This is a genomic window from Streptomyces sp. NPDC031670, assembly GCF_055580545.1.
Genome location: NZ_JBVILC010000010.1, coordinates 25,410 through 44,809 on the forward strand (window position 1 = coordinate 25,410; position 19,400 = coordinate 44,809).

Annotated in this window: 18 protein-coding genes and 3 tRNA genes; 18 read left to right on the plus strand and 3 right to left on the minus strand. The window is 68.8% G+C overall.

Annotated features, from left to right (window positions below):
* The first annotated feature begins 58 nt into the window (after nt 1-58).
* The 8 genes from ACZ5ID_RS19910 to ACZ5ID_RS19945 all read left to right on the plus strand — a co-directional run bounded on the left by ACZ5ID_RS19910 (nt 59) and on the right by ACZ5ID_RS19945 (nt 5,522).
* A tRNA-Thr gene (locus ACZ5ID_RS19910) sits at nt 59-131 on the plus strand.
* Between the two features lie 44 nt (nt 132-175).
* Nucleotides 176-248 (plus strand) — tRNA-Met (locus ACZ5ID_RS19915).
* A 98-nt stretch (nt 249-346) separates the two neighbouring features.
* A complete protein-coding gene (gene rpmG, locus ACZ5ID_RS19920) occupies nt 347-511 on the plus strand; it encodes a 50S ribosomal protein L33 (RefSeq protein WP_003956487.1) in 165 nt (54 codons plus the stop codon).
* A gap of 126 nt (nt 512-637) precedes the next feature.
* A complete protein-coding gene (locus tag ACZ5ID_RS19925) occupies nt 638-1,090 on the plus strand; it encodes an FAS1-like dehydratase domain-containing protein (protein ID WP_468899518.1) in 453 nt (150 codons plus the stop codon).
* Between the two features lie 2 nt (nt 1,091-1,092).
* The gene (locus ACZ5ID_RS19930; RefSeq protein ID WP_468899520.1) at nt 1,093-1,527 is read left to right on the plus strand and encodes a MaoC family dehydratase; all 435 of its coding nucleotides are present in this window, start codon (nt 1,093-1,095) and stop codon (nt 1,525-1,527) included.
* 150 nt (nt 1,528-1,677) lie between these two features.
* Complete coding sequence (locus ACZ5ID_RS19935; RefSeq protein ID WP_468899523.1) at nt 1,678-2,244, plus strand: TetR/AcrR family transcriptional regulator; 567 nt, start codon at nt 1,678-1,680, stop codon at nt 2,242-2,244.
* Between the two features lie 121 nt (nt 2,245-2,365).
* Nucleotides 2,366-3,901 carry an MFS transporter gene (locus ACZ5ID_RS19940; RefSeq protein WP_468899525.1) on the plus strand — a complete coding sequence of 512 codons (1,536 nt, stop codon included), beginning with the start codon at nt 2,366-2,368 and terminating at the stop codon, nt 3,899-3,901.
* A gap of 565 nt (nt 3,902-4,466) precedes the next feature.
* Complete coding sequence (locus ACZ5ID_RS19945) at nt 4,467-5,522, plus strand: UDP-N-acetylmuramate dehydrogenase (protein ID WP_468899528.1); 1,056 nt, start codon at nt 4,467-4,469, stop codon at nt 5,520-5,522.
* 12 nt (nt 5,523-5,534) lie between these two features.
* Here the strand turns inward: ACZ5ID_RS19945 and ACZ5ID_RS19950 are convergent, their stop codons facing one another.
* The 3 genes from ACZ5ID_RS19950 to ACZ5ID_RS19960 form a co-directional block, all read right to left on the minus strand.
* A complete protein-coding gene (locus tag ACZ5ID_RS19950) occupies nt 5,535-6,173 on the minus strand; it encodes an NAD(P)-dependent oxidoreductase (protein ID WP_468899530.1) in 639 nt (212 codons plus the stop codon).
* Nucleotides 6,174-6,228: 55 nt separating this feature from the next.
* Nucleotides 6,229-7,248: an adenosine deaminase gene (locus ACZ5ID_RS19955; RefSeq protein WP_468899533.1), complete on the minus strand. Its 1,020-nt coding sequence runs from the start codon at nt 7,246-7,248 to the stop codon at nt 6,229-6,231.
* Between the two features lie 134 nt (nt 7,249-7,382).
* Entirely contained in the window at nt 7,383-8,609 is a 1,227-nt protein-coding gene (locus tag ACZ5ID_RS19960; protein ID WP_406552436.1) for a pyridoxal phosphate-dependent aminotransferase, read from the minus strand.
* Nucleotides 8,610-8,835: 226 nt separating this feature from the next.
* On the opposite strand from ACZ5ID_RS19960, the gene ACZ5ID_RS19965 reads away from it, so the two are divergent.
* From ACZ5ID_RS19965 to rpoB, 10 genes are all read left to right on the plus strand, one after another.
* Nucleotides 8,836-8,908 (plus strand) — tRNA-Trp (locus ACZ5ID_RS19965).
* Nucleotides 8,909-9,014: 106 nt separating this feature from the next.
* The gene (secE, locus tag ACZ5ID_RS19970; RefSeq protein ID WP_358833578.1) at nt 9,015-9,311 is read left to right on the plus strand and encodes a preprotein translocase subunit SecE; all 297 of its coding nucleotides are present in this window, start codon (nt 9,015-9,017) and stop codon (nt 9,309-9,311) included.
* A gap of 76 nt (nt 9,312-9,387) precedes the next feature.
* The gene (nusG, locus tag ACZ5ID_RS19975; protein ID WP_468899537.1) at nt 9,388-10,290 is read left to right on the plus strand and encodes a transcription termination/antitermination protein NusG; all 903 of its coding nucleotides are present in this window, start codon (nt 9,388-9,390) and stop codon (nt 10,288-10,290) included.
* A gap of 167 nt (nt 10,291-10,457) precedes the next feature.
* Nucleotides 10,458-10,892 carry a 50S ribosomal protein L11 gene (gene rplK / locus ACZ5ID_RS19980; RefSeq protein ID WP_267055802.1) on the plus strand — a complete coding sequence of 145 codons (435 nt, stop codon included), beginning with the start codon at nt 10,458-10,460 and terminating at the stop codon, nt 10,890-10,892.
* A gap of 113 nt (nt 10,893-11,005) precedes the next feature.
* On the plus strand, nt 11,006-11,728 hold the full coding sequence (gene rplA, locus ACZ5ID_RS19985; protein ID WP_358833576.1) for a 50S ribosomal protein L1: 723 nt from the start codon (nt 11,006-11,008) through the stop codon (nt 11,726-11,728).
* Between the two features lie 177 nt (nt 11,729-11,905).
* Nucleotides 11,906-12,811 (plus strand): SCO4651 family lipoprotein, encoded by a 906-nt coding sequence (locus tag ACZ5ID_RS19990; RefSeq protein ID WP_468899542.1) that lies wholly within the window; start codon nt 11,906-11,908, stop codon nt 12,809-12,811.
* 133 nt (nt 12,812-12,944) lie between these two features.
* The gene (locus ACZ5ID_RS19995; protein WP_468899545.1) at nt 12,945-13,910 is read left to right on the plus strand and encodes an SCO4651 family lipoprotein; all 966 of its coding nucleotides are present in this window, start codon (nt 12,945-12,947) and stop codon (nt 13,908-13,910) included.
* Nucleotides 13,911-14,175: 265 nt separating this feature from the next.
* Entirely contained in the window at nt 14,176-14,706 is a 531-nt protein-coding gene (gene rplJ, locus ACZ5ID_RS20000) for a 50S ribosomal protein L10 (RefSeq protein WP_358833573.1), read from the plus strand.
* A gap of 110 nt (nt 14,707-14,816) precedes the next feature.
* A complete protein-coding gene (gene rplL / locus ACZ5ID_RS20005) occupies nt 14,817-15,200 on the plus strand; it encodes a 50S ribosomal protein L7/L12 (protein WP_406552441.1) in 384 nt (127 codons plus the stop codon).
* A gap of 607 nt (nt 15,201-15,807) precedes the next feature.
* Nucleotides 15,808-19,293, plus strand: a complete 3,486-nt coding sequence (gene rpoB, locus ACZ5ID_RS20010) for a DNA-directed RNA polymerase subunit beta (RefSeq protein WP_406552442.1) — start codon at nt 15,808-15,810, stop codon at nt 19,291-19,293.
* Nucleotides 19,294-19,400: the final 107 nt, after the last annotated feature.

Sequence of the window (19,400 nt, forward strand, 5' to 3'; positions counted from 1 at the left end):
GGCCCGGGGAAACGGATTTGGGCGATCGGCGGCCGACCGTGTAATGTCTTCATCGCTCGCCCCAATAGCTCAGTCGGTAGAGCGTCTCCATGGTAAGGAGAAGGTCTACGGTTCGATTCCGTATTGGGGCTCTGGTGAGAGGGTCCCCGCCCACAAGCGGGGACCGGATCATCAAAGCGGTGTAGCTCAGTCGGTAGAGCAAGCGGCTCATAATCGCTGTGTCACCGGTTCAAGTCCGGTCACCGCTACTCAAAGTAGCACCAGTAGCCGATTGTGGGGTCGGTCTCCCGATCGGCTACTCTTTTATGCGTTCATCCGTCTAACCGTCCGTCCAAGGAGCACTCACGTGGCTGCCACCGACGTCCGCCCGAAGATCACGCTGGCCTGCGTGGAGTGCAAGGAGCGGAACTACATCACCAAGAAGAACCGGCGTAACAACCCGGACCGTCTTGAGATGAAGAAGCACTGCCCGCGCTGCAACTCGCACACCGCGCACCGCGAGACCCGCTAATCACGGGTTTAGCACTCAGGCTCGTACGAGAGGCCGTTCCCTGTTCCGGGGGGCGGCCTCTCGTCGTACCCCGTCGCACGCGTTGCCCAGATCACAGCAGACCACTCAGCAGGAGGTTGCGAGCCCATGGCGCTCGACCAGTCCTTCGTGGGGCGGACCTATCCGCCCACCGCGCCGTACGAGGTCGGCCGGGAGAAGATCCGTGAATTCGCCGAGGCCGTGGGGGACACCAACCCCGCGTACCTCGACCCGGAGGCCGCCAAGGCGCTCGGGCACCCGGATGTGATCGCACCGCCGACCTTTGTGTTCGCCATCACGTTCAAGGCGGCCGGCGTCGTGATCCAGGACCCGCAGCTGGGCCTGGACTACAGCCGGGTCGTGCACGGCGACCAGAAGTTCGCGTACACGCGCCCGGTGCGGGCGGGGGACCGGCTCACGGTCACCTCCACCATCGAGGCGGTCAGGTCCATGGCGGGCAACGACATCCTGGACGTCCGCGGCGAGGTCCACGACGAGACGGGCGAGCACGTCGTGACCGCCTTCACCAAGCTCGTGGCCCGCGCGGCCGAGGGGGAGTGACGATGAGCGCCAAGATCCGTTACGAGGACGTGGAGACCGGCACCGAGCTGCCGGCGCAGTCCTTCCCCGTGAGTCGCGCCACACTCGTGCAGTACGCGGGCGCCTCGGGCGACTTCAACCCGATCCACTGGAACGAGAAGTTCGCCAAGGAGGTCGGGCTGCCGGACGTGATCGCGCACGGCATGTTCACCATGGCCTCGGCGATCCGGGTGGTCACCGACTGGGTGGGCGACCCGGCGGCGGTCGTCGAGTACGGGGTGCGCTTCACCAAGCCGGTCGTCGTGCCCAACGACGCGACGGGCGCGCTGATCGAGGTGAGCGCCAAGGTCGCGGCGAAGCTGGACGACGAGGCGCGGACGGTCCGGGTCGATCTGACGGCGACGAGCGCCGGTCAGAAGGTGCTCGGGATGTCGCGCGCGGTGGTCGCGCTGGCGTGACGCGCCCCGCGGGGGAGCGGGAGAGCGGATGAACGGCCGCCGGGAGCGCGAGCGCCCCGGCGGCCGTTCGCCGTTTCCGGGCGCCGTCGATCGGGCGCCGTCCGTCGTACCGCTTGACGAAGTTAGTTATGGGCCACTAACTTTCTATACATGGTCAGGATGAGCGCGGAGGAGCGGCGCGAGAGCGTCGTACGGGCGGCGGTGAGCGAGTTCGCTCACCGCGGCTACTACGGGACGTCCACCGAGGCGATCGCCAAGCGCGTGGGAGTCTCGCAGCCGTACCTCTTCCGCCTCTTCCCGAACAAGCCGGCCATCTTCCTCGCGGCGACACGCCGCTGCATGGAGGACACCGTGCGCATGTTCGCCGACGCCTCGCAGGGGCTGATCGGCGAGGAGGCGGTGCACGCGATGGCGAACGCGTACACCAGGGTCATCGCGGAGGAGCCCGAGCGGCTGCTCATGCAGATGCAGGTGTACGTGGCGGTCGCGGCGGCCGAGGCGGCGGGGGACCACACCTTCGGTGAGGCCGTCCGGCGCGAGTGGATGGAGCTCTGGGACGCGGTGAGCGTTCCGCTGGAGGGCTACAAGGAGACCACGACGTTCCTGGCGTACGGGATGTTGATCAACACGCTGGTGGCGATGGGGTTTCCTCCCGAGCACCGGGTGTGGGAGGAGATCTACCCCAGCGCGCGGGTCAAGGGACGGCTGGAGAAGTAGCCTCACCTCCCTGTCGGGCGGTCCGGCGGACCTCCTGGCGGAGAGCGGCGCACACGTATGGGCTCGAAAGTTAGTAACTGATAACTAACCAACGGAACCGAACACGGGAAGCGGGGAAGCGATGTCCGAGCAGCGGGACATACCCGAGCAGCAGCACGAGCAGGGGGCCGCGCGGGGGCCCGAGCAGAAGACGGGGGAGGCGGCCGGCCGGCGCGGGGGAGCGGTCTGGGCGCTGGTGATCACCAGCATCGCCGGGTTCATGGCGGCGCTCGACAACCTCGTCGTCACCACGGCCCTGCCGTCGATCCGCGAGGACCTGGGCGGGGCGCTGGACGACCTGGAGTGGACGGTGAGCGCGTACACCCTCACCTTCGCCGTCCTGCTGATGTTCGGAGCGGCGCTGGGGGACCGGTTCGGGCGCCGCAAACTCTTCCTCGTCGGGCTGACGATCTTCACCGGGGCGTCCGCCGCGGCGGCCCTCGCACCCGGGATCGACGGGCTGGTCGCCGCGCGGGCGGTCCAGGGCGTCGGCGCGGCGATCATGATGCCGCTGACGCTCACGCTGCTCACGGCGGCCGTGCCGGTGGCGAAGCGGGGGCTGGCGTACGGGATCTGGGGCGCGGTCAACGGCCTCGCCGTGGCCAGCGGGCCGCTGATCGGCGGGGCGCTGACCGAGCACTTCTCCTGGCAGTGGATCTTCTGGCTGAACGTTCCGCTCGGGGTGGCGGTGCTGCCGCTGGCGCGGCTGCGGCTCGCCGAGTCGTACGGGAGCGGGGCGCGGCTCGACATCCGCGGCACGGTGCTCGCCAGCGGCGGCCTCTTCGGGATCGTCTACAGCCTGATCCGCGGCAACCTGGACGGCTGGAGCAGCCCGACCGTACTGACCGGGCTGGTGGGAGGCGCTGCCCTGCTGGGCGCGTTTGTGTGGCACGGGATCGTCAGCGCGGCTCCGCTGCTGCCGATGCGGCTGTTCCGGAGCCGGGCCTTCGCGGCGATCAACCTGTCCAGCCTGCTGATGTACGTGGGGATGTTCGGCTCGATCTTCCTGCTCAGCCAGTTCCTCCAGGGCGTACTGGGTTACTCGCCCACCGAGGCGGGGCTGCGGATGCTGCCGTGGACCGCGATGCCGCTCCTGGTCGCGCCGGTCGCGGGCATCCTCTCCGACCGGATCGGGGGACGGCCGGTGGTGGCGGTGGGGCTGGCGCTCCAGGCGGTCGGGCTCGGCTGGTTCGCGCTGATCATGTCGCCGGACGTGTCGTACGGGACGCAGCTGCCGGCCATGACGGTCAGCGGGATCGGGATGGCGCTGTACTTCGCGCCGGCCGCGAACCTGGTGATGTCGAGCGTGCGGCCGGCCGAGCAGGGGATCGCGTCCGGGGCGAACAACGCGCTGCGGGAGGTCGGCGGGGCGCTGGGCGTCGCGATCCTGGCGGCGGTGTTCTCGGCGCAGGGCGGCTACGGGTCGCCGTCGGCCTTCGTGGACGGGCTGCAGCCGGCGCTGTGGGTCGGTGCGGGGGTGGTGGCTGTGGCGGCGGTCAGTGCGGTGTGTCTGCCGGGGCGGGGGGCTGGGGCCGATTCCGGTGCGGGGTCCGGTGTGGGTGCGGGTGCGGGGGCGGATTCTGTGGGGGAGGTTCGGGGGGAGGTGTTGGTGGGGTGAGGGTGGGGCGGGGCGGGGAGGATTCCCCCACCCCGCCCCTTCCCTGAACCCTCCGGGGGCGGGCGGGCTCTTCCTGGGGGGCTGCACCCCCGTCCCCCTCGGCGGGGTCTGCGGCCCCCGCACCCCGCATGGGGCTGCGCCCCTGGACCCCCTTCGCGGGGCCTGCGGCCCCCGCACCCCGCTGTTTTCGTCTGCGGACCGTGCTGGGTTGCTCGCGCAGTTCCCCGCGCCCCTAACTGCCTAGGGGCGCGGGGAACTGCGCGCTCAGCCACAGACACCCCGCAGACAACGACCGGCCCCGGAAGGGGCGCGGGGAACTGCGCGACCAGCCCACCACCGGCCCGCAGACGCCCCCGGGCGGATCAGGGGCGCGGGGAACTGCGCGAGCAACCACCCACCGGCCCGCAGACGAACCCCCGGCCAATAGGGGGCGCGGGGAACTGCGCGAGCAGCCGCCCACGCACCCGCCGACGAACCCCCGGGCAGAACACCGCCGTGGGCAACCCGCCGGCCCGCAGACGGACCCCGGGCAAGACGCGCCGCGGGGACCCGTACGCTGGACTTCGTGCAGGTACTTCACGACGCCCCCCTCGCCCCCCTCACCACCTTCCGGCTCGGTGGGCCGGCCTCGCGGCTCGTGGTGGCCGGTAGTGATGACGACGTCATCTCCGTCGTCCGGGAAGCCGACGAGGCGCGGGTGCCGCTGCTCGTCATCGGTGGGGGCAGCAACCTCGTCATCGGGGACAAGGGGTTCGCCGGGACCGCCCTGCGGATCGCCACCACCGGGTTCCGGCTGGAGGGGACGCGGCTCGACGTGGCCGCCGGGGAGGTCTGGAGCGACGTCGTGGCCCGGACCGTGGCCGCCGGGCTCGCCGGGATCGAGTGCCTGGCCGGGATCCCCGGATCCGCCGGAGCCACCCCGATCCAGAACGTGGGCGCGTACGGCCAGGAGGTCTCCTCCACCATCCGCGAGGTCGTCGCGTACGACCGGGCCGAGCGGCGCACCGTGGTCCTGACCGCCGCCGAGTGCGACTTCTCCTACCGCCACAGCCGGTTCAAGGCCCACCCCGACCGGTACGTCGTCCTGCGCGTCCGCTTCGAGCTGGAGGACGCCGGCGGGCTCTCCGCGCCCATCAAGTACGCCGAGACCGCCCGCGCCCTCGGCGTCGAGCCCGGCGACCGCGTCCCCGCCGCCACCGCGCGCGAGACCGTCCTGAAGCTGCGGGCCGGCAAGGGCATGGTGCTGGACGCCGAGGACCACGACACCTGGTCCGCCGGGTCCTTCTTCACCAATCCGATCCTGGCGGAGGGCGAGTACCGGGCGTTCCTGGAGAAGGTCGCCGCGCGCCTCGGGGACGACGTCTCGCCGCCCGCCTGGGACCTCGGGGACGGGCTGACCAAGACCTCCGCCGCCTGGCTCATCGACAAGGCCGGATTCACCAAGGGGTACGGCTCGGGGCCCGCCCGGATCTCCACCAAGCACACCCTCGCCCTCACCAACCGCGGCGGCGCCACCACCGAGGACCTGCTCGCCCTCGCGCGCGAGGTCGTCGCGGGCGTGGAGCGGGCCTTCGGCGTGACCCTCGTCAACGAGCCGGTGACCGTCAACGCCGAGATCTGACCCCGGCCGGGGTCAGTAGGCCACGCAGACGCCTTGCTTCACCGTCGCCTGGTCGGTGATCATCCGCAGCATCGCGTCCGCCACGTCCGCCCGCCCGATGCTGCGGGCGCTGCGCGGGGTCGCCCCGACGGCGGTGCGGTACGTGCCCGTCCGCGGCTTGTTGACCAGGCGGACCGGGCGTACCGCGGTCCAGTCCAGGGCGGAGGCGGACAGTTCGGCCTCGGTGCGGCGCAGGTCCTCGTAGACGTCCTTCAGGACGCGGGAGACGATCGTCAGGGTGAGGCGGTCCAGGAACGGGTCGTCGGGCGCCTCCGGCCCCACCGGGCCCGCGCTCACCACCAGCAGCCGGCGAGTGCCCTCCGCGTCCATCGCCTGCACGATCGAGCGGGTCAGCCGTGCCGTGACGCCCGCCGCCGCGTCCGCCCGCTTGTTCGCGCCCAGTCCCGAGAGCACCGCGTCCCGGCCCGTCACCGCCGGCCGCAGGGACTCGGGGTCGGAGAGATCACCCCGGACGACCTCCAGGCCCGTACCCGTCGTCGTGAACCGGCCCGGGTCCCGTACCACCGCGGTGACCTGGTGTCCGGCGGCCAGCGCCTGGCGGACCACCTCCGTGCCGATCCTGCCCGTGGCACCGAAAACCGTGAGCTTCATCTGCGTCACCCTCCCCTGGTGGATGGTCGTTCCTCCGCCAAGGGTGCCCAAGGTGTCAGGAGGCCAGCCAGGAATCCACTCCGGCGATCAACTGCGACTTCACCGCGGCCGGCGCGGCCGAGCCCCGTACCGACTGCCGTGCCAGCTCCGCCAGTTCGCTGTCGGTGAAGCCGTGGTGGAGGCGGGCGAACTCGTACTGCGCGGCGAGGCGGGAGCCGAACAGGAGCGGGTCGTCGGCGCCGAGCGCCAGCGGTACGCCCGCCTCGTACAGCGTGCGCAGGGGGACGTCCTCGGGCTTCTCGTAGACGCCCAGGGCGACGTTGGAGGCGGGGCAGACCTCACAGGTGATGCCGCGCTCGGCCAGCCGCCGCAGCAGCCGGGGGTCCTCGGCGGCGCGCACCCCGTGACCGATGCGGGTGGCGTGCAGATCGTCCAGGCAGTCCCGTACGGACGCGGGGCCGGCCAGCTCGCCGCCGTGCGGCGCCGCCAGCAGCCCGCCCTCCCGGGCGATCGCGAAGGCGCGGTCGAAGTCGCGCGCCATGCCCCGGCGCTCGTCGTTGGAGAGGCCGAAGCCGACCACGCCCCGGTCGCCGTACCGCACGGCGAGGCGGGCCAGGGTGCGGGCGTCCAGCGGGTGCTTCATCCGGTTCGCCGCGACCAGGACCCGCATCCCGAGCCCGGTCTCGCGCGCGGCCGTCTCGACCGCGTCCAGGATGATCTCCAGGGCCGGGATGAGGCCGCCCAGCATCGGCGCGTAACTGGTCGGGTCGACCTGGATCTCCAGCCAGCCCGAGCCGTCCCGGACGTCCTCCTCGGCGGCCTCGCGCACCAGCCGCTGGATGTCCTCGGGGGCGCGCAGACAGGAGCGCGCGATGTCGTACAGGCGCTGGAAGCGGAACCAGCCGCGCTCGTCGGTGGCCCGCAGCTTCGGCGGCTCGCCGCCCGTCAGCGCGTCGGGCAGGTGCACGCCGTACTTGTCGGCGAGCTCCAGCAGCGTCGTGGGGCGCATCGACCCCGTGAAGTGCAGGTGCAGATGGGCTTTCGGCAGGTCTCGTACATCACGAACGCGCTCCATTGAAGGATCTTGCCGCACGCCACCGGCATCCGACAGCCCCTTTCCCCGATCGGGACCTTGCCCGAACGCGGGAACGGACCACCGACTCACATGAGTCGGTGGTCCGTTCCGGGCGGCGCTCCGGGCGGAACGCCTCAGTCGCGCGCCTCCGCCAGCAGCTTCTGGATCCGCGAGACGCCCTCGACGAGGTCCTCGTCGCCCAGCGCGTAGGACAGGCGCAGATAGCCCGGGGTGCCGAAGGCCTCGCCCGGGACGACCGCGACCTCGGCCTCCTCCAGGATGAGGTCGGCGAGCTCGACGGAGGACTGCGGGCGCCTGCCGCGGATCTCCTTGCCGAGCAGGCCCTTCACCGAGGGGTACGCGTAGAACGCGCCCTCGGGCGTCGGGCAGACCACTCCGTCGATCTCGCTGAGCATCCGCACCATGGTCTGGCGGCGGCGGTCGAAGGCCTCGCGCATCTCGGCGACCGCGTCGAGGTCGCCGGAGACCGCGGCGAGCGCCGCCACCTGGGAGACGTTGGCGACGTTGGAGGTGGCGTGCGACTGGAGGTTGGTCGCGGCCTTGATGACGTCCTGGGGGCCGACGATCCACCCGACCCGCCAGCCGGTCATCGCGTACGTCTTGGCGACGCCGTTGACCACGACGCACTTGTCGCGCAGCTCGGGCAGGAGCGCCGGCAGCGACACGGAGACCGCGTCCCCGTAGACCAGGTGCTCGTAGATCTCGTCGGTCATCACCCACAGGCCGTGCTCGACGGCCCAGCGGCCGATGGCCTCGGTCTCGGCCTCGGTGTAGACCGAGCCGGTGGGGTTGGACGGGGAGACGAAGAGGACGACCTTGGTCTTCTTCGTACGAGCGGCCTCCAGCTGCTCCACCGAGACCCGGTAGCCGGTGGTCTCGTCGGCGACGACCTCGACCGGGACACCGCCCGCGAGACGGATCGACTCCGGGTAGGTGGTCCAGTACGGCGCCGGGACGATGACCTCGTCGCCCGGGTCCAGGATCGCCGCGAAGGCCTCGTAGATCGCCTGCTTGCCGCCGTTGGTCACCAGGATCTGCGAGGGGTCCACCTCGTAGCCGGAGTCGCGCAGGGTCTTCTCGGCGATGGCCCTCTTGAGCTCGGGCAGGCCGCCGGCCGGCGTGTAGCGGTGGTACTTCGGGTCGCGGCAGGCCGCCGCGGCGGCCTCGACGATGTAGTCCGGGGTCGGGAAGTCGGGCTCACCGGCGCCGAAGCCGATCACCGGGCGCCCGGCGGCCTTGAGGGCCTTGGCCTTGGCGTCGACGGCGAGGGTCGCGGACTCGGAGATCGCGCCGATGCGCGCGGACACCCGGCGCTCGGTCGGAGAAGTTGCAGCGCTCATACCGGCCATCGTCCCAGACCCGCCGCGCCCCGGGCACACCGGTTTCAGGGACCGGACGGGGCAGTTGCACAGGCCGTTCGGGGCATCCGCGCCGAGCCGTCGGGAGGTATCTGTTCGACGCCGGGCGCAGGACCACGTACACTCACCTGTCGTTGGCCTCCACCAACCGATCCACTCCGGGCACTCGGTGCACTCGGGCGGATGCGGTAGGTTGGGGGAACCACAAAGGGTCGTAGCTCAATTGGTAGAGCACTGGTCTCCAAAACCAGCGGTTGGGGGTTCAAGTCCCTCCGGCCCTGCTACACACACCTTCGCCAGGATGTGTGCGCATGTACGTACTTCTATGCACCGCCGTGCGGCTCCACCGGGCGCGGCACGGCCACGACCCGGAATCAGGTGAGAAGCGTGACGGACGCCGTGGGCTCCATCGACATGCCTGATGCCCAGGACGAGGCCTCTGCGGACCAGGACTCCAAGAAGAAGTCCCGCAAGGGCGGTAAGCGCGGCAAGAAGGGCCCCCTGGGCCGTCTCGCGCTCTTCTACCGCCAGGTCGTCGCCGAGCTGCGCAAGGTGGTCTGGCCGTCGCGCAACCAGCTGTCGACGTACACCACCGTGGTGATCGTGTTCGTCGTGATCATGATCGGCATCGTGACCGTGATCGACACCGGATTCCAGCACGTCGTCAAGTACGTCTTCGGCTGATCCGCTGCGTAAGGGCGCCCACCCGGCGCCTTTTTCGCATTGTTCCACCCATCTGTAGCCAGGAAGAAGCAGCCACGTGTCTGACCCGAACCTGAACGACGCCATCGAGTCGGCGGAGTCCGTGGAGGACCAGCTCGACATCGTCGAGGCGGCGGACGCCGAGGACGCCGACGAGGTCGAGGCTGCCGACGCCGAGGCGGGCGAGGCGGCCGAGCAGGCGGCGCTCCACGTCGAGGACGAGGACGAGCTGGAAGCCGCGGAGTCCGAGGACGAGGACGCCGAGGCCTCCGAGGGCGCCGAGGACGAGGACGCCGAGAGCGACGAGAGCGCCGAGGAGGCTCCCGAGGAGCCCGCCGCGCCCGTCGACCCGGTCGAGGCCCTGCGCCAGGAGCTGCGCGGCCTGCCCGGCGAGTGGTACGTGATCCACACCTACGCGGGCTACGAGAAGCGCGTGAAGGCCAACCTGGAGCAGCGTGCCGTCTCGCTGAACGTCGAGGAGTTCATCTACCAGGCCGAGGTGCCCGAGGAAGAGATCGTCCAGATCAAGAACGGCGAGCGCAAGAACGTCCGGCAGAACAAGCTGCCCGGTTACGTTCTCGTCCGCATGGATCTGACGAACGAGTCCTGGGGCGTCGTCCGCAACACCCCGGGCGTCACCGGCTTCGTGGGCAACGCCTACGACCCGTACCCGCTGACCCTGGACGAGATCGTCAAGATGCTCGCCCCGGAGGCCGAGGAGAAGGCCGCCCGTGAGGCCGCCGAGGCCGAGGGCAAGCCGGCTCCGGCCCGCAAGGTCGAGGTCCAGGTGCTCGACTTCGAGGTCGGCGACTCGGTCACCGTCACCGACGGCCCGTTCGCCACGCTCCAGGCCACGATCAACGAGATCAACGCCGACTCGAAGAAGGTCAAGGGTCTCGTCGAGATCTTCGGCCGCGAGACCCCGGTCGAGCTCAGCTTCGACCAGATCCAGAAGAACTAGTTCTTCCGGACCACACGTCTTCCGAACAGGTCAGACGGGCTCTCAAAGCCTGTCTGACCTGCTCGGTTTTTAGCCGCACACAGATACCCGTTATCGTTGTGCGGTATGCCTCCATCCGGATGATCGGATGCCAGGCGGTTCACTCTCACTAGGACCCGGAGAGAGCAATGCCTCCCAAGAAGAAGAAGGTCACGGGGCTTATCAAGCTCCAGATCAACGCCGGTGCGGCGAACCCGGCCCCGCCGGTCGGCCCCGCGCTCGGCCAGCACGGCGTCAACATCATGGAGTTCTGCAAGGCCTACAACGCGGCGACCGAGTCGCAGCGTGGCTGGGTGATCCCGGTGGAGATCACGGTCTACGAGGACCGTTCCTTCACCTTCATCACCAAGACTCCGCCGGCCGCGAAGATGATCCTCAAGGCCGCGGGTGTCGAGAAGGGCTCCGGCGAGCCGCACAAGACCAAGGTCGCGAAGATCACGCAGGCCCAGGTCCGCGAGATCGCCACGACGAAGCTCGCCGACCTGAACGCCAACGACCTGGACGCCGCGTCCAAGATCATCGCTGGCACCGCCCGTTCCATGGGCATCACGGTCGAGGGCTGATCTCAGCCCACCCCGTTTGACCTCAGTGGTAGGGCCAAGCGCTGGTCCGTACCACGACTCCATGACCACCACGCGGCGTCAACCGCATGGTGTTACTGCACACAGGAGCAGAAGTGAAGCGCAGCAAGACTCTCCGCGCTGCGGACGCCAAGATCGACGCGGACAAGCTCTACGCCCCGCTCGAGGCCGTCCGTCTCGCCAAGGAGACCTCCGCGACCAAGTTCGACGGCACCGTCGAGGTCGCCTTCCGCCTGGGTGTCGACCCGCGCAAGGCCGACCAGATGGTCCGTGGCACCGTGAACCTCCCGCACGGCACCGGTAAGACCGCCCGGGTCCTGGTCTTCGCGACCGGTGACCGTGCCGAGGCCGCGCGTGCCGCGGGCGCCGACATCGTGGGCTCGGACGAGCTCATCGACGAGGTCGCCAAGGGCCGTCTGGACTTCGACGCCGTCGTCTCCACCCCGGACCTCATGGGCAAGGTCGGCCGCCTCGGCCGCGTGCTCGGCCCGCGTGGTCTGATGCCGAACCCGAAGACCGGCACGGTCACCCCCGACGTCGCCAAGGCGGTCGAGGAGATCAAGGGCGGCAAGATCGAGTTCCGCGTCGACAAGCACTCGAACCTGCACTTCATCATCGGCAAGGTGTCCTTCGACGACACCAAGCTGGTGGAGAACTACGGCGCCGCGCTGGAGGAGATCCTCCGTCTGAAGCCGTCCGCCGCCAAGGGCCGGTACATCAAGAAGGCCACCATCGCCACCACGATGGGCCCCGGTATCCCGGTCGACTCCAACCGCACCCGCAACCTCCTCGTCGAGGAGGACCCGGCGGCGGTCTGACCGGCCCGAGCCTCGGCTCGCATCGGCTGATCCAGAGCCGGGCCCCGCACCTCTCCGGAGGTGCGGGGCCCGGCTTTTTGTCGCAACCGCGTCCCAACGGCCCCGGAGGGTAGGGGTGTTGTCCGACCCCTGCGCTACCGTCGAGGGGTAAGGGAATGAGTTTTCGAGGGGGAACGCATGAGCACCAGTTCCGTTCGGCGTACGGGTATCTCGCTGGTCGCGGTCGCCGCGGCCCTGGTGGGCGTCGCCGCCTGCGGCGGGTCCGACAGCGGGGACAAGAGCGCGCCGGCCCAGGGACACAAGGGCGGCTCGGACTTCAGCCCGGTGGCGGCCCTCCAGGCGGTCCAGAAGAAGACGGACGGGGCGGGCTCCGCCAAGGTCGAGATGACGATGTCCATGGGCGCCGTGATGGGCCTGGAGGGCAAGGGCAGCCTGGCCTGGGGCGACGGCATGACCGGCGTCATGCGGCTGAAGTACACCCAGGGCGCCCAGGCGCAGACCATGAAGCAGATGGGCGCCGACAGCATCGACGCCCGCTATCTGCGCGACGCCTACTACGCCGACATGGGTCCCCAGTTCGCCAAGAGCCTCGGCGGCAAGCACTGGATCCGCTACGGGTACGACGACATGGCCAGGCTGATGGGCCCGGCCGGCGCCGTCATGAAGGACCAGATGCAGAACTCGACGCCCCAGCAGAGCGTGAAGGCGCTGCTGGCCTCGGGTGACGTGAAGAAGGTCGGCTCCGAGGACGTCCGCGGTGTCCAGGCCACGCACTACTCGGGCACGGTCGACGTGGCCAAGCTCGTCGGCGGCAACTCGGGCCTGGACGCGAAGACGCTGGACGGCTTCAAGGCGCAGATGAACCAGAGCGGCATCACCACCGACACGGTCGACATCTGGGTGGACAAGAACGACCTGCTGGTGAAGAAGACCGAGCGCGCCGCGACGAAGAACGGCGAGGTGAACAGCACGGCGTACTACGCGGACTACGGCGTCAAGGTCTCCGCCGAGGCCCCGGCGGCCTCCGACACCGTGGACTTCACCTCGATGATCAAGCCCAAGCCGTCCGGCCAGCCTTCGTAACGCACGCCACGGCAGACATAATCCGTCTCATCTGTCACGGCCCTTGGGTTACGGTGCAGAAGATCTGCCCGTTCGACGGTGTTCGACGGCCGTCGGCGGGACTCATGGCACGGGGCTTCAAGGGGTGGGGAACATGACCAGGTCCGGATGGACGCGCGCGGCGCTGTCGATGGCGACGGCGGCCGTGGTGGTGGCCGGGGCAGCGGGCTGTGGCGGCGACGACAAGGCCGACGGCGCCACGGGCGCCAAGAAGGCCGCCGTCGCCCCGCAGTCCCGTGACGCCGCCTCGCAGGTGCTCGCGGCGGCGTACAAGAAGACCGCCGCGGCCAAGTCCGCCAAGGTCCGGATGACCATGACGGCCCCCGCGTCCATGGGGGAGGACGGGGGCCGGACCGAGACCAGCGGTGTCATGGCCTGGAACCCCACGGCGATGGACCTCACCGTGACGTCCTCGGTGACCAAGGGCATGGGGGGCGCCGCCGAGAAGACCCGCATGCTCTGGGTCGACAACGTCATGTACATGGACATGGGCGCCATGGGCGAGTCGGCCAAGGAGTTCGGCGGCAAGCGCTGGGTCAAGTTCGACCTGACCTCGCTGGCCAAGCAGGCCGGCCAGGAGCAGCTGGTCAAGCAGATGACCGCCGGCATGGAGAACATGAACCAGGACCCGGCCCAGCAGCTCGCCCTGCTCCTGGACTCGCCGAACCTGAAGCACCTGGGCGCGGAGCGGGTCGACGGCGTCTCGTCCGAGCACTACAAGGGCACGCTCACCATCGACGAGATGATGAAGAACAACAAGATGCTCGACAACCTGTCCCCCAAGGACCGCGAGCAGCTCCTGACCAATATGAAGAAGACCGGCGTCAAGGGGTACGACACCGAGGTCTGGGTCAACGCGGACGGCTACCCGGTCCGGATGGACGTCGCCATGGACAGCCCCCAGGGCAAGGTCACCACCGCCGCGCACTACTCGGACTACGGCACCAGGGCCCAGGTCACGGCCCCGCCCGCGAGCGAGACCACGGACCTGCTGGAGATGCTGAAGGGCCTGGGCGACCGGGCGAAGGCCGGTGGGACCGGCGGTCTCGGCGGCGCCTGACGGTCCCGTACGGGCGGATTTGCTCGATCCGCCACCCGTCGCGTACGCTTCCACAGAAGCCAAAGACCGCTGGTCGTTGCCGTGCCTTCGTAAGAGGGGGCGGTGGCCGAAGGTTCCGTTGCATGCGGACGACCCGCGCAGGTGACTGTGGAAAGTTCCCGGACTCTGTCCGGTGGAGCTACGCCCCGTGCACTTGCGCCGGGGCGTTTTTTATGTCGCGGTCCCTTCTGAGCGGTCCTCATCACCCGGAAGGAGGCCGACGCTCATGGCAAGGCCCGACAAGGCTGCCGACGTAGCCGAGCTCGAGGACAAGTTCCGCAGCTCGAACGCCGTCGTGCTGACCGAGTACCGGGGTCTCACCGTGGCGCAGCTCAAGACGCTGCGCCGTTCGCTCGGTGAGAACGCCCAGTACGCCGTGGTGAAGAACACGCTGACCAAGATCGCGGCGAACAACGCCGGGATCACCTCGCTCGACGACCAGTTCACTGGTCCGACGGGTGCCGCCTTCATCACCGGTGACCCGGTGGAGTCGGCCAAGGGTCTGCGTGACTTCGCCAAGGAGAACCCGAACCTGATCATCAAGGGCGGTGTCCTTGATGGCAAGGCGCTGTCCGCCGATGAGATCAAGAAGCTTGCGGACCTCGAGTCCCGCGAGGTTCTGCTCAGCAAGCTGGCCGGCGCGTTCAAGGGCAAGCAGTCCCAGGCTGCCTCGCTCTTCCAGGCGCTGCCGTCGAAGTTCGTCCGCACTGCGGAAGCGCTTCGCGTCAAGCTCGCCGAGCAGGGCGGTGCCGAGTAATTCGGCTCGCGCAGTGATCCACGCCGCCTAGTGCGTGGGTCGTAGCGGGCCGTTACGCCCGCCTCTATATACAACCGGCACCTGCCGAATTAGTGGAAGGATCGCCCATCATGGCGAAGCTCTCTCAGGACGACCTCCTCGCCCAGTTCGAGGAGATGACCCTCATCGAGCTCTCCGAGTTCGTGAAGGCCTTCGAGGAGAAGTTCGACGTCACCGCCGCCGCCGCGGTCGCCGTTGCCGGCCCCGCCGGCCCGGGCGCCGTTGCCGAGGCCGAGGAGGAGAAGGACGAGTTCGACGTCATCCTCACCGGTGCCGGCGAGAAGAAGATCCAGGTCATCAAGGTCGTGCGTGAGCTGACCTCGCTGGGTCTGAAGGAGGCCAAGGACCTCGTCGACGGCACCCCGAAGCCGGTCCTCGAGAAGGTCAACAAGGAGGCCGCCGAGAAGGCTGCCGAGTCCCTCAAGGCTGCCGGTGCGGCCGTTGAGGTCAAGTGACCTCACGAGTCCTCTGACTCACCGCGCGTGATGCCCCCCAGGGGCCTGTAACGCGCACACACCAAAGGGCGATCATCCATTCGGGTGGTCGCCCTTCGGCGTACCCGGGCGTCGCCGTGACGGCTGCCTTGCACGGGGGGCGACAGGGAGTATGGTGATCATCGCCGTACGCCCCCGGTACGCCTCGTGGCCGCACGAGCAGTAACGGAGCGATCTCCGCTGAGCTGAGGGGTCTTGACGAACCGCACGCAGCGCGCAATTCTCAGGACGCGTCGTCACAACGATCCGGATCCGAGGCATGGATCGACGGCGAAGAGGGCAGTATCGATGTGCGCCTCACGGCGCGTGGCCGGCCGAGGTACTGAGAAGAACAATGAGGGTCGCGAAAATTCCGCCCTGGACATCAGTGGGCCGAGTGGCTACACTGACCCTTTGCGCTGCCTGTTAGCTGCCCCCTGCCCGTCACCAGGGGCATGCCCTCGCTTGAGCATCGTTGATTGAACTGCCCTGACCTGGCCTTTCAGCCTCAATCAGGAAACGTCTCTCTCTGTGCCCTCGTGGGACCGGTACGCGCGTAGTGAGTCCGAGCCCTCGGAAGGACCCCCTCTTGGCCGCCTCGCGCAACGCCTCGACCGCCAATACGAACAACGGCGCCAGCACCGCCCCGCTGCGCATCTCCTTTGCAAAGATCAAGGAGCCCCTCGAGGTTCCGAACCTCCTTGCGCTGCAAACCGAGAGCTTTGACTGGCTGCTCGGAAACGCCGCGTGGAAGGCTCGCGTCGAGGCCGCTCTCGAGAACGGACAGGACGTCCCCACGAAGTCCGGTCTGGAGGAGATCTTCGAGGAGATCTCCCCGATCGAGGACTTCAGCGGGTCGATGTCGCTGACCTTCCGCGACCACCGTTTCGAGCCCCCGAAGAACTCGATCGACGAGTGCAAGGAGCGCGACTTCACGTTCGCGGCCCCGCTCTTCGTCACCGCCGAGTTCACCAACAACGAGACCGGCGAGATCAAGTCCCAGACGGTCTTCATGGGCGACTTCCCGCTCATGACCAACAAGGGCACCTTCGTCATCAACGGCACCGAGCGTGTCGTGGTGTCGCAGCTCGTCCGCTCGCCGGGTGTCTACTTCGACTCCAACATCGACAAGACGTCCGACAAGGACATCTACACGGCCAAGATCATCCCGTCCCGGGGTGCCTGGCTCGAGATGGAGATCGACAAGCGCGACATGGTCGGTGTCCGCATCGACCGCAAGCGCAAGCAGTCCGTCACCGTCCTCCTGAAGGCTCTCGGCTGGACCACCGAGCAGATCCTGGAGGAGTTCGGCGAGTACGAGTCGATGCGCGCCACCCTGGAGAAGGACCACACCCAGGGCCAGGACGACGCGCTGCTCGACATCTACCGCAAGCTGCGCCCGGGCGAGCCGCCGACGCGCGAGGCCGCTCAGACGCTGCTCGAGAACCTCTACTTCAACCCCAAGCGCTACGACCTCGCGAAGGTCGGCCGCTACAAGGTGAACAAGAAGCTCGGCGCGGACGAGCCGCTGGACGCCGGCGTCCTCACCACGGACGACGTCATCGCGACCATCAAGTACCTGGTCAAGCTGCACGCGGGCGAGACCGAGACGGTCGGCGAGTCGGGTCGGAACATCGTCGTCGAGACCGACGACATCGACCACTTCGGCAACCGTCGTCTGCGCAACGTCGGCGAGCTCATCCAGAACCAGGTCCGTACGGGTCTGGCGCGTATGGAGCGCGTCGTGCGTGAGCGCATGACCACCCAGGACGTCGAGGCGATCACGCCGCAGACCCTGATCAACATCCGGCCGGTCGTCGCCTCCATCAAGGAGTTCTTCGGCACCAGCCAGCTGTCGCAGTTCATGGACCAGAACAACCCGCTGTCGGGTCTCACCCACAAGCGCCGTCTGTCGGCTCTTGGCCCGGGTGGTCTCTCCCGTGAGCGGGCCGGCTTCGAGGTCCGTGACGTGCACCCGTCGCACTACGGCCGCATGTGCCCGATCGAGACCCCCGAAGGCCCGAACATCGGTCTGATCGGCTCGCTCGCCTCGTACGGCCGCGTCAACGCGTTCGGCTTCATCGAGACGCCGTACCGCAAGGTCGTCGACGGCCAGGTCACCGACGAGGTCGACTACATCACGGCCGACGAGGAAGACCGCTTCGTCATCGCCCAGGCCAACGCCGCGCTCAACGACGAGCTCCAGCTCACCGAGGCCCGCGTCCTGGTCCGCCGCCGTGGCGGCGAGGTCGACTACGTGCCGCCGGCCGAGGTGGACTACATCGACGTCTCGCCGCGCCAGATGGTGTCGGTCGCGACCGCGATGATCCCCTTCCTGGAGCACGACGACGCCAACCGTGCCCTCATGGGCGCGAACATGATGCGTCAGGCCGTCCCGCTCATCAAGAGCGAGGCGCCGCTCGTCGGCACCGGCATGGAGTACCGCTGCGCCACCGACGCCGGCGACGTGCTCAAGGCGGAGAAGGACGGTGTGGTCCAGGAGGTTTCCGCGGACTACATCACCATCGCCAACGACGACGGCACGTACACCACGTACCGCCTGCACAAGTTCTCCCGCTCGAACCAGGGCACCTCGGTCAACCAGAAGGTTGTCGTGGACGAGGGCGCCCGCGTCATCGAGGGCCAGGTCCTCGCCGACGGTCCGGCGACCGAGAACGGCGAGATGGCGCTGGGCAAGAACCTGCTCGTGGCGTTCATGCCGTGGGAGGGTCACAACTACGAGGACGCGATCATCCTGTCGCAGCGCCTCGTGCAGGACGACGTCCTCTCCTCGATCCACATCGAGGAGCACGAGGTCGACGCCCGTGACACCAAGCTCGGCCCGGAGGAGATCACCCGGGACATCCCGAACGTCTCCGAGGAGGTCCTCGCCGACCTCGACGAGCGCGGCATCATCCGTATCGGTGCCGAGGTCGTCGCCGGCGACATCCTCGTCGGCAAGGTCACGCCCAAGGGTGAGACCGAGCTGACGCCGGAGGAGCGCCTGCTCCGCGCGATCTTCGGTGAGAAGGCCCGTGAGGTCCGTGACACCTCGCTGAAGGTGCCGCACGGCGAGACCGGCAAGGTCATCGGCGTCCGCGTCTTCGACCGCGAGGAGGGCGACGAGCTTCCCCCCGGTGTGAACCAGCTGGTGCGCGTGTACGTGGCGCAGAAGCGCAAGATCACCGACGGTGACAAGCTCGCCGGCCGTCACGGCAACAAGGGCGTCATCTCGAAGATCCTGCCGATCGAGGACATGCCGTTCCTGGAGGACGGCACCCCGGTCGACATCATCCTCAACCCCCTGGGTGTCCCGTCCCGAATGAACCCGGGACAGGTCCTGGAGATCCACCTCGGCTGGCTCGCCAGCCGCGGCTGGGACGTCTCCGGTCTCGCCGACGACTGGGCCCAGCGCCTGCAGGTCATCGGCGCCGACCAGGTCGCCCCCGGCACCAACGTCGCGACCCCGGTCTTCGACGGTGCCCGTGAGGACGAGATCGCCGGTCTCTTCGAGGCCACGATCCCCAACCGCGACGGCGACCGCCTGGTGCAGCCGTCCGGTAAGGCCAACCTGTTCGACGGCCGCTCCGGTGAGCCGTTCCCGGACCCGATCTCGATCGGGTACATGTACATCCTGAAGCTGCACCACCTGGTCGACGACAAGCTGCACGCTCGCTCGACCGGTCCGTACTCGATGATCACCCAGCAGCCGCTGGGTGGTAAGGCCCAGTTCGGTGGCCAGCGATTCGGTGAGATGGAGGTGTGGGCGCTGGAGGCTTACGGCGCCGCCTACGCCCTCCAGGAGCTGCTGACCATCAAGTCCGACGACGTGACCGGCCGTGTGAAGGTCTACGAGGCCATCGTCAAGGGCGAGAACATTCCCGAGCCCGGCATTCCCGAGTCCTTCAAGGTGCTCATCAAGGAAATGCAGTCGCTCTGCCTCAACGTGGAGGTGCTGTCCTCGGACGGTATGTCCATCGAGATGCGCGACACGGACGAGGACGTCTTCCGCGCTGCGGAGGAGCTCGGTATCGACCTGTCCCGGCGCGAGCCGAGCAGCGTCGAAGAGGTCTGACGGGTCTGACCGGGGCTTCGCAAGAAGCCCCGGTCTCCCCCTAGGCCCCCCGGGCCTGGGTGGGACCCCCATCCGGACCCCCCTCAGACCATCTTGAAGAATCGACC

What these genes read in the sequence shown, in the direction of transcription:
- ACZ5ID_RS19995 (WP_468899545.1), top strand. Translation starts at nt 12,945, where the DNA reads ATGACCAGGTCCGGATGGACGCGCGCGGCGCTGTCGATGGCGACGGCG.
- rplL (WP_406552441.1), top strand. Translation starts at nt 14,817, where the DNA reads ATGGCGAAGCTCTCTCAGGACGACCTCCTCGCCCAGTTCGAGGAGATG.
- ACZ5ID_RS19930 (WP_468899520.1), top strand. Translation starts at nt 1,093, where the DNA reads ATGAGCGCCAAGATCCGTTACGAGGACGTGGAGACCGGCACCGAGCTG.
- ACZ5ID_RS19950 (WP_468899530.1), bottom strand. Translation starts at nt 6,173, where the DNA reads ATGAAGCTCACGGTTTTCGGTGCCACGGGCAGGATCGGCACGGAGGTG.
- ACZ5ID_RS19940 (WP_468899525.1), top strand. Translation starts at nt 2,366, where the DNA reads ATGTCCGAGCAGCGGGACATACCCGAGCAGCAGCACGAGCAGGGGGCC.
- ACZ5ID_RS19955 (WP_468899533.1), bottom strand. Translation starts at nt 7,248, where the DNA reads ATGGAGCGCGTTCGTGATGTACGAGACCTGCCGAAAGCCCATCTGCAC.
- ACZ5ID_RS19935 (WP_468899523.1), top strand. Translation starts at nt 1,678, where the DNA reads ATGGTCAGGATGAGCGCGGAGGAGCGGCGCGAGAGCGTCGTACGGGCG.
- rplK (WP_267055802.1), top strand. Translation starts at nt 10,458, where the DNA reads ATGCCTCCCAAGAAGAAGAAGGTCACGGGGCTTATCAAGCTCCAGATC.
- ACZ5ID_RS19960 (WP_406552436.1), bottom strand. Translation starts at nt 8,609, where the DNA reads ATGAGCGCTGCAACTTCTCCGACCGAGCGCCGGGTGTCCGCGCGCATC.
- ACZ5ID_RS19990 (WP_468899542.1), top strand. Translation starts at nt 11,906, where the DNA reads ATGAGCACCAGTTCCGTTCGGCGTACGGGTATCTCGCTGGTCGCGGTC.
- ACZ5ID_RS19925 (WP_468899518.1), top strand. Translation starts at nt 638, where the DNA reads ATGGCGCTCGACCAGTCCTTCGTGGGGCGGACCTATCCGCCCACCGCG.
- rplJ (WP_358833573.1), top strand. Translation starts at nt 14,176, where the DNA reads ATGGCAAGGCCCGACAAGGCTGCCGACGTAGCCGAGCTCGAGGACAAG.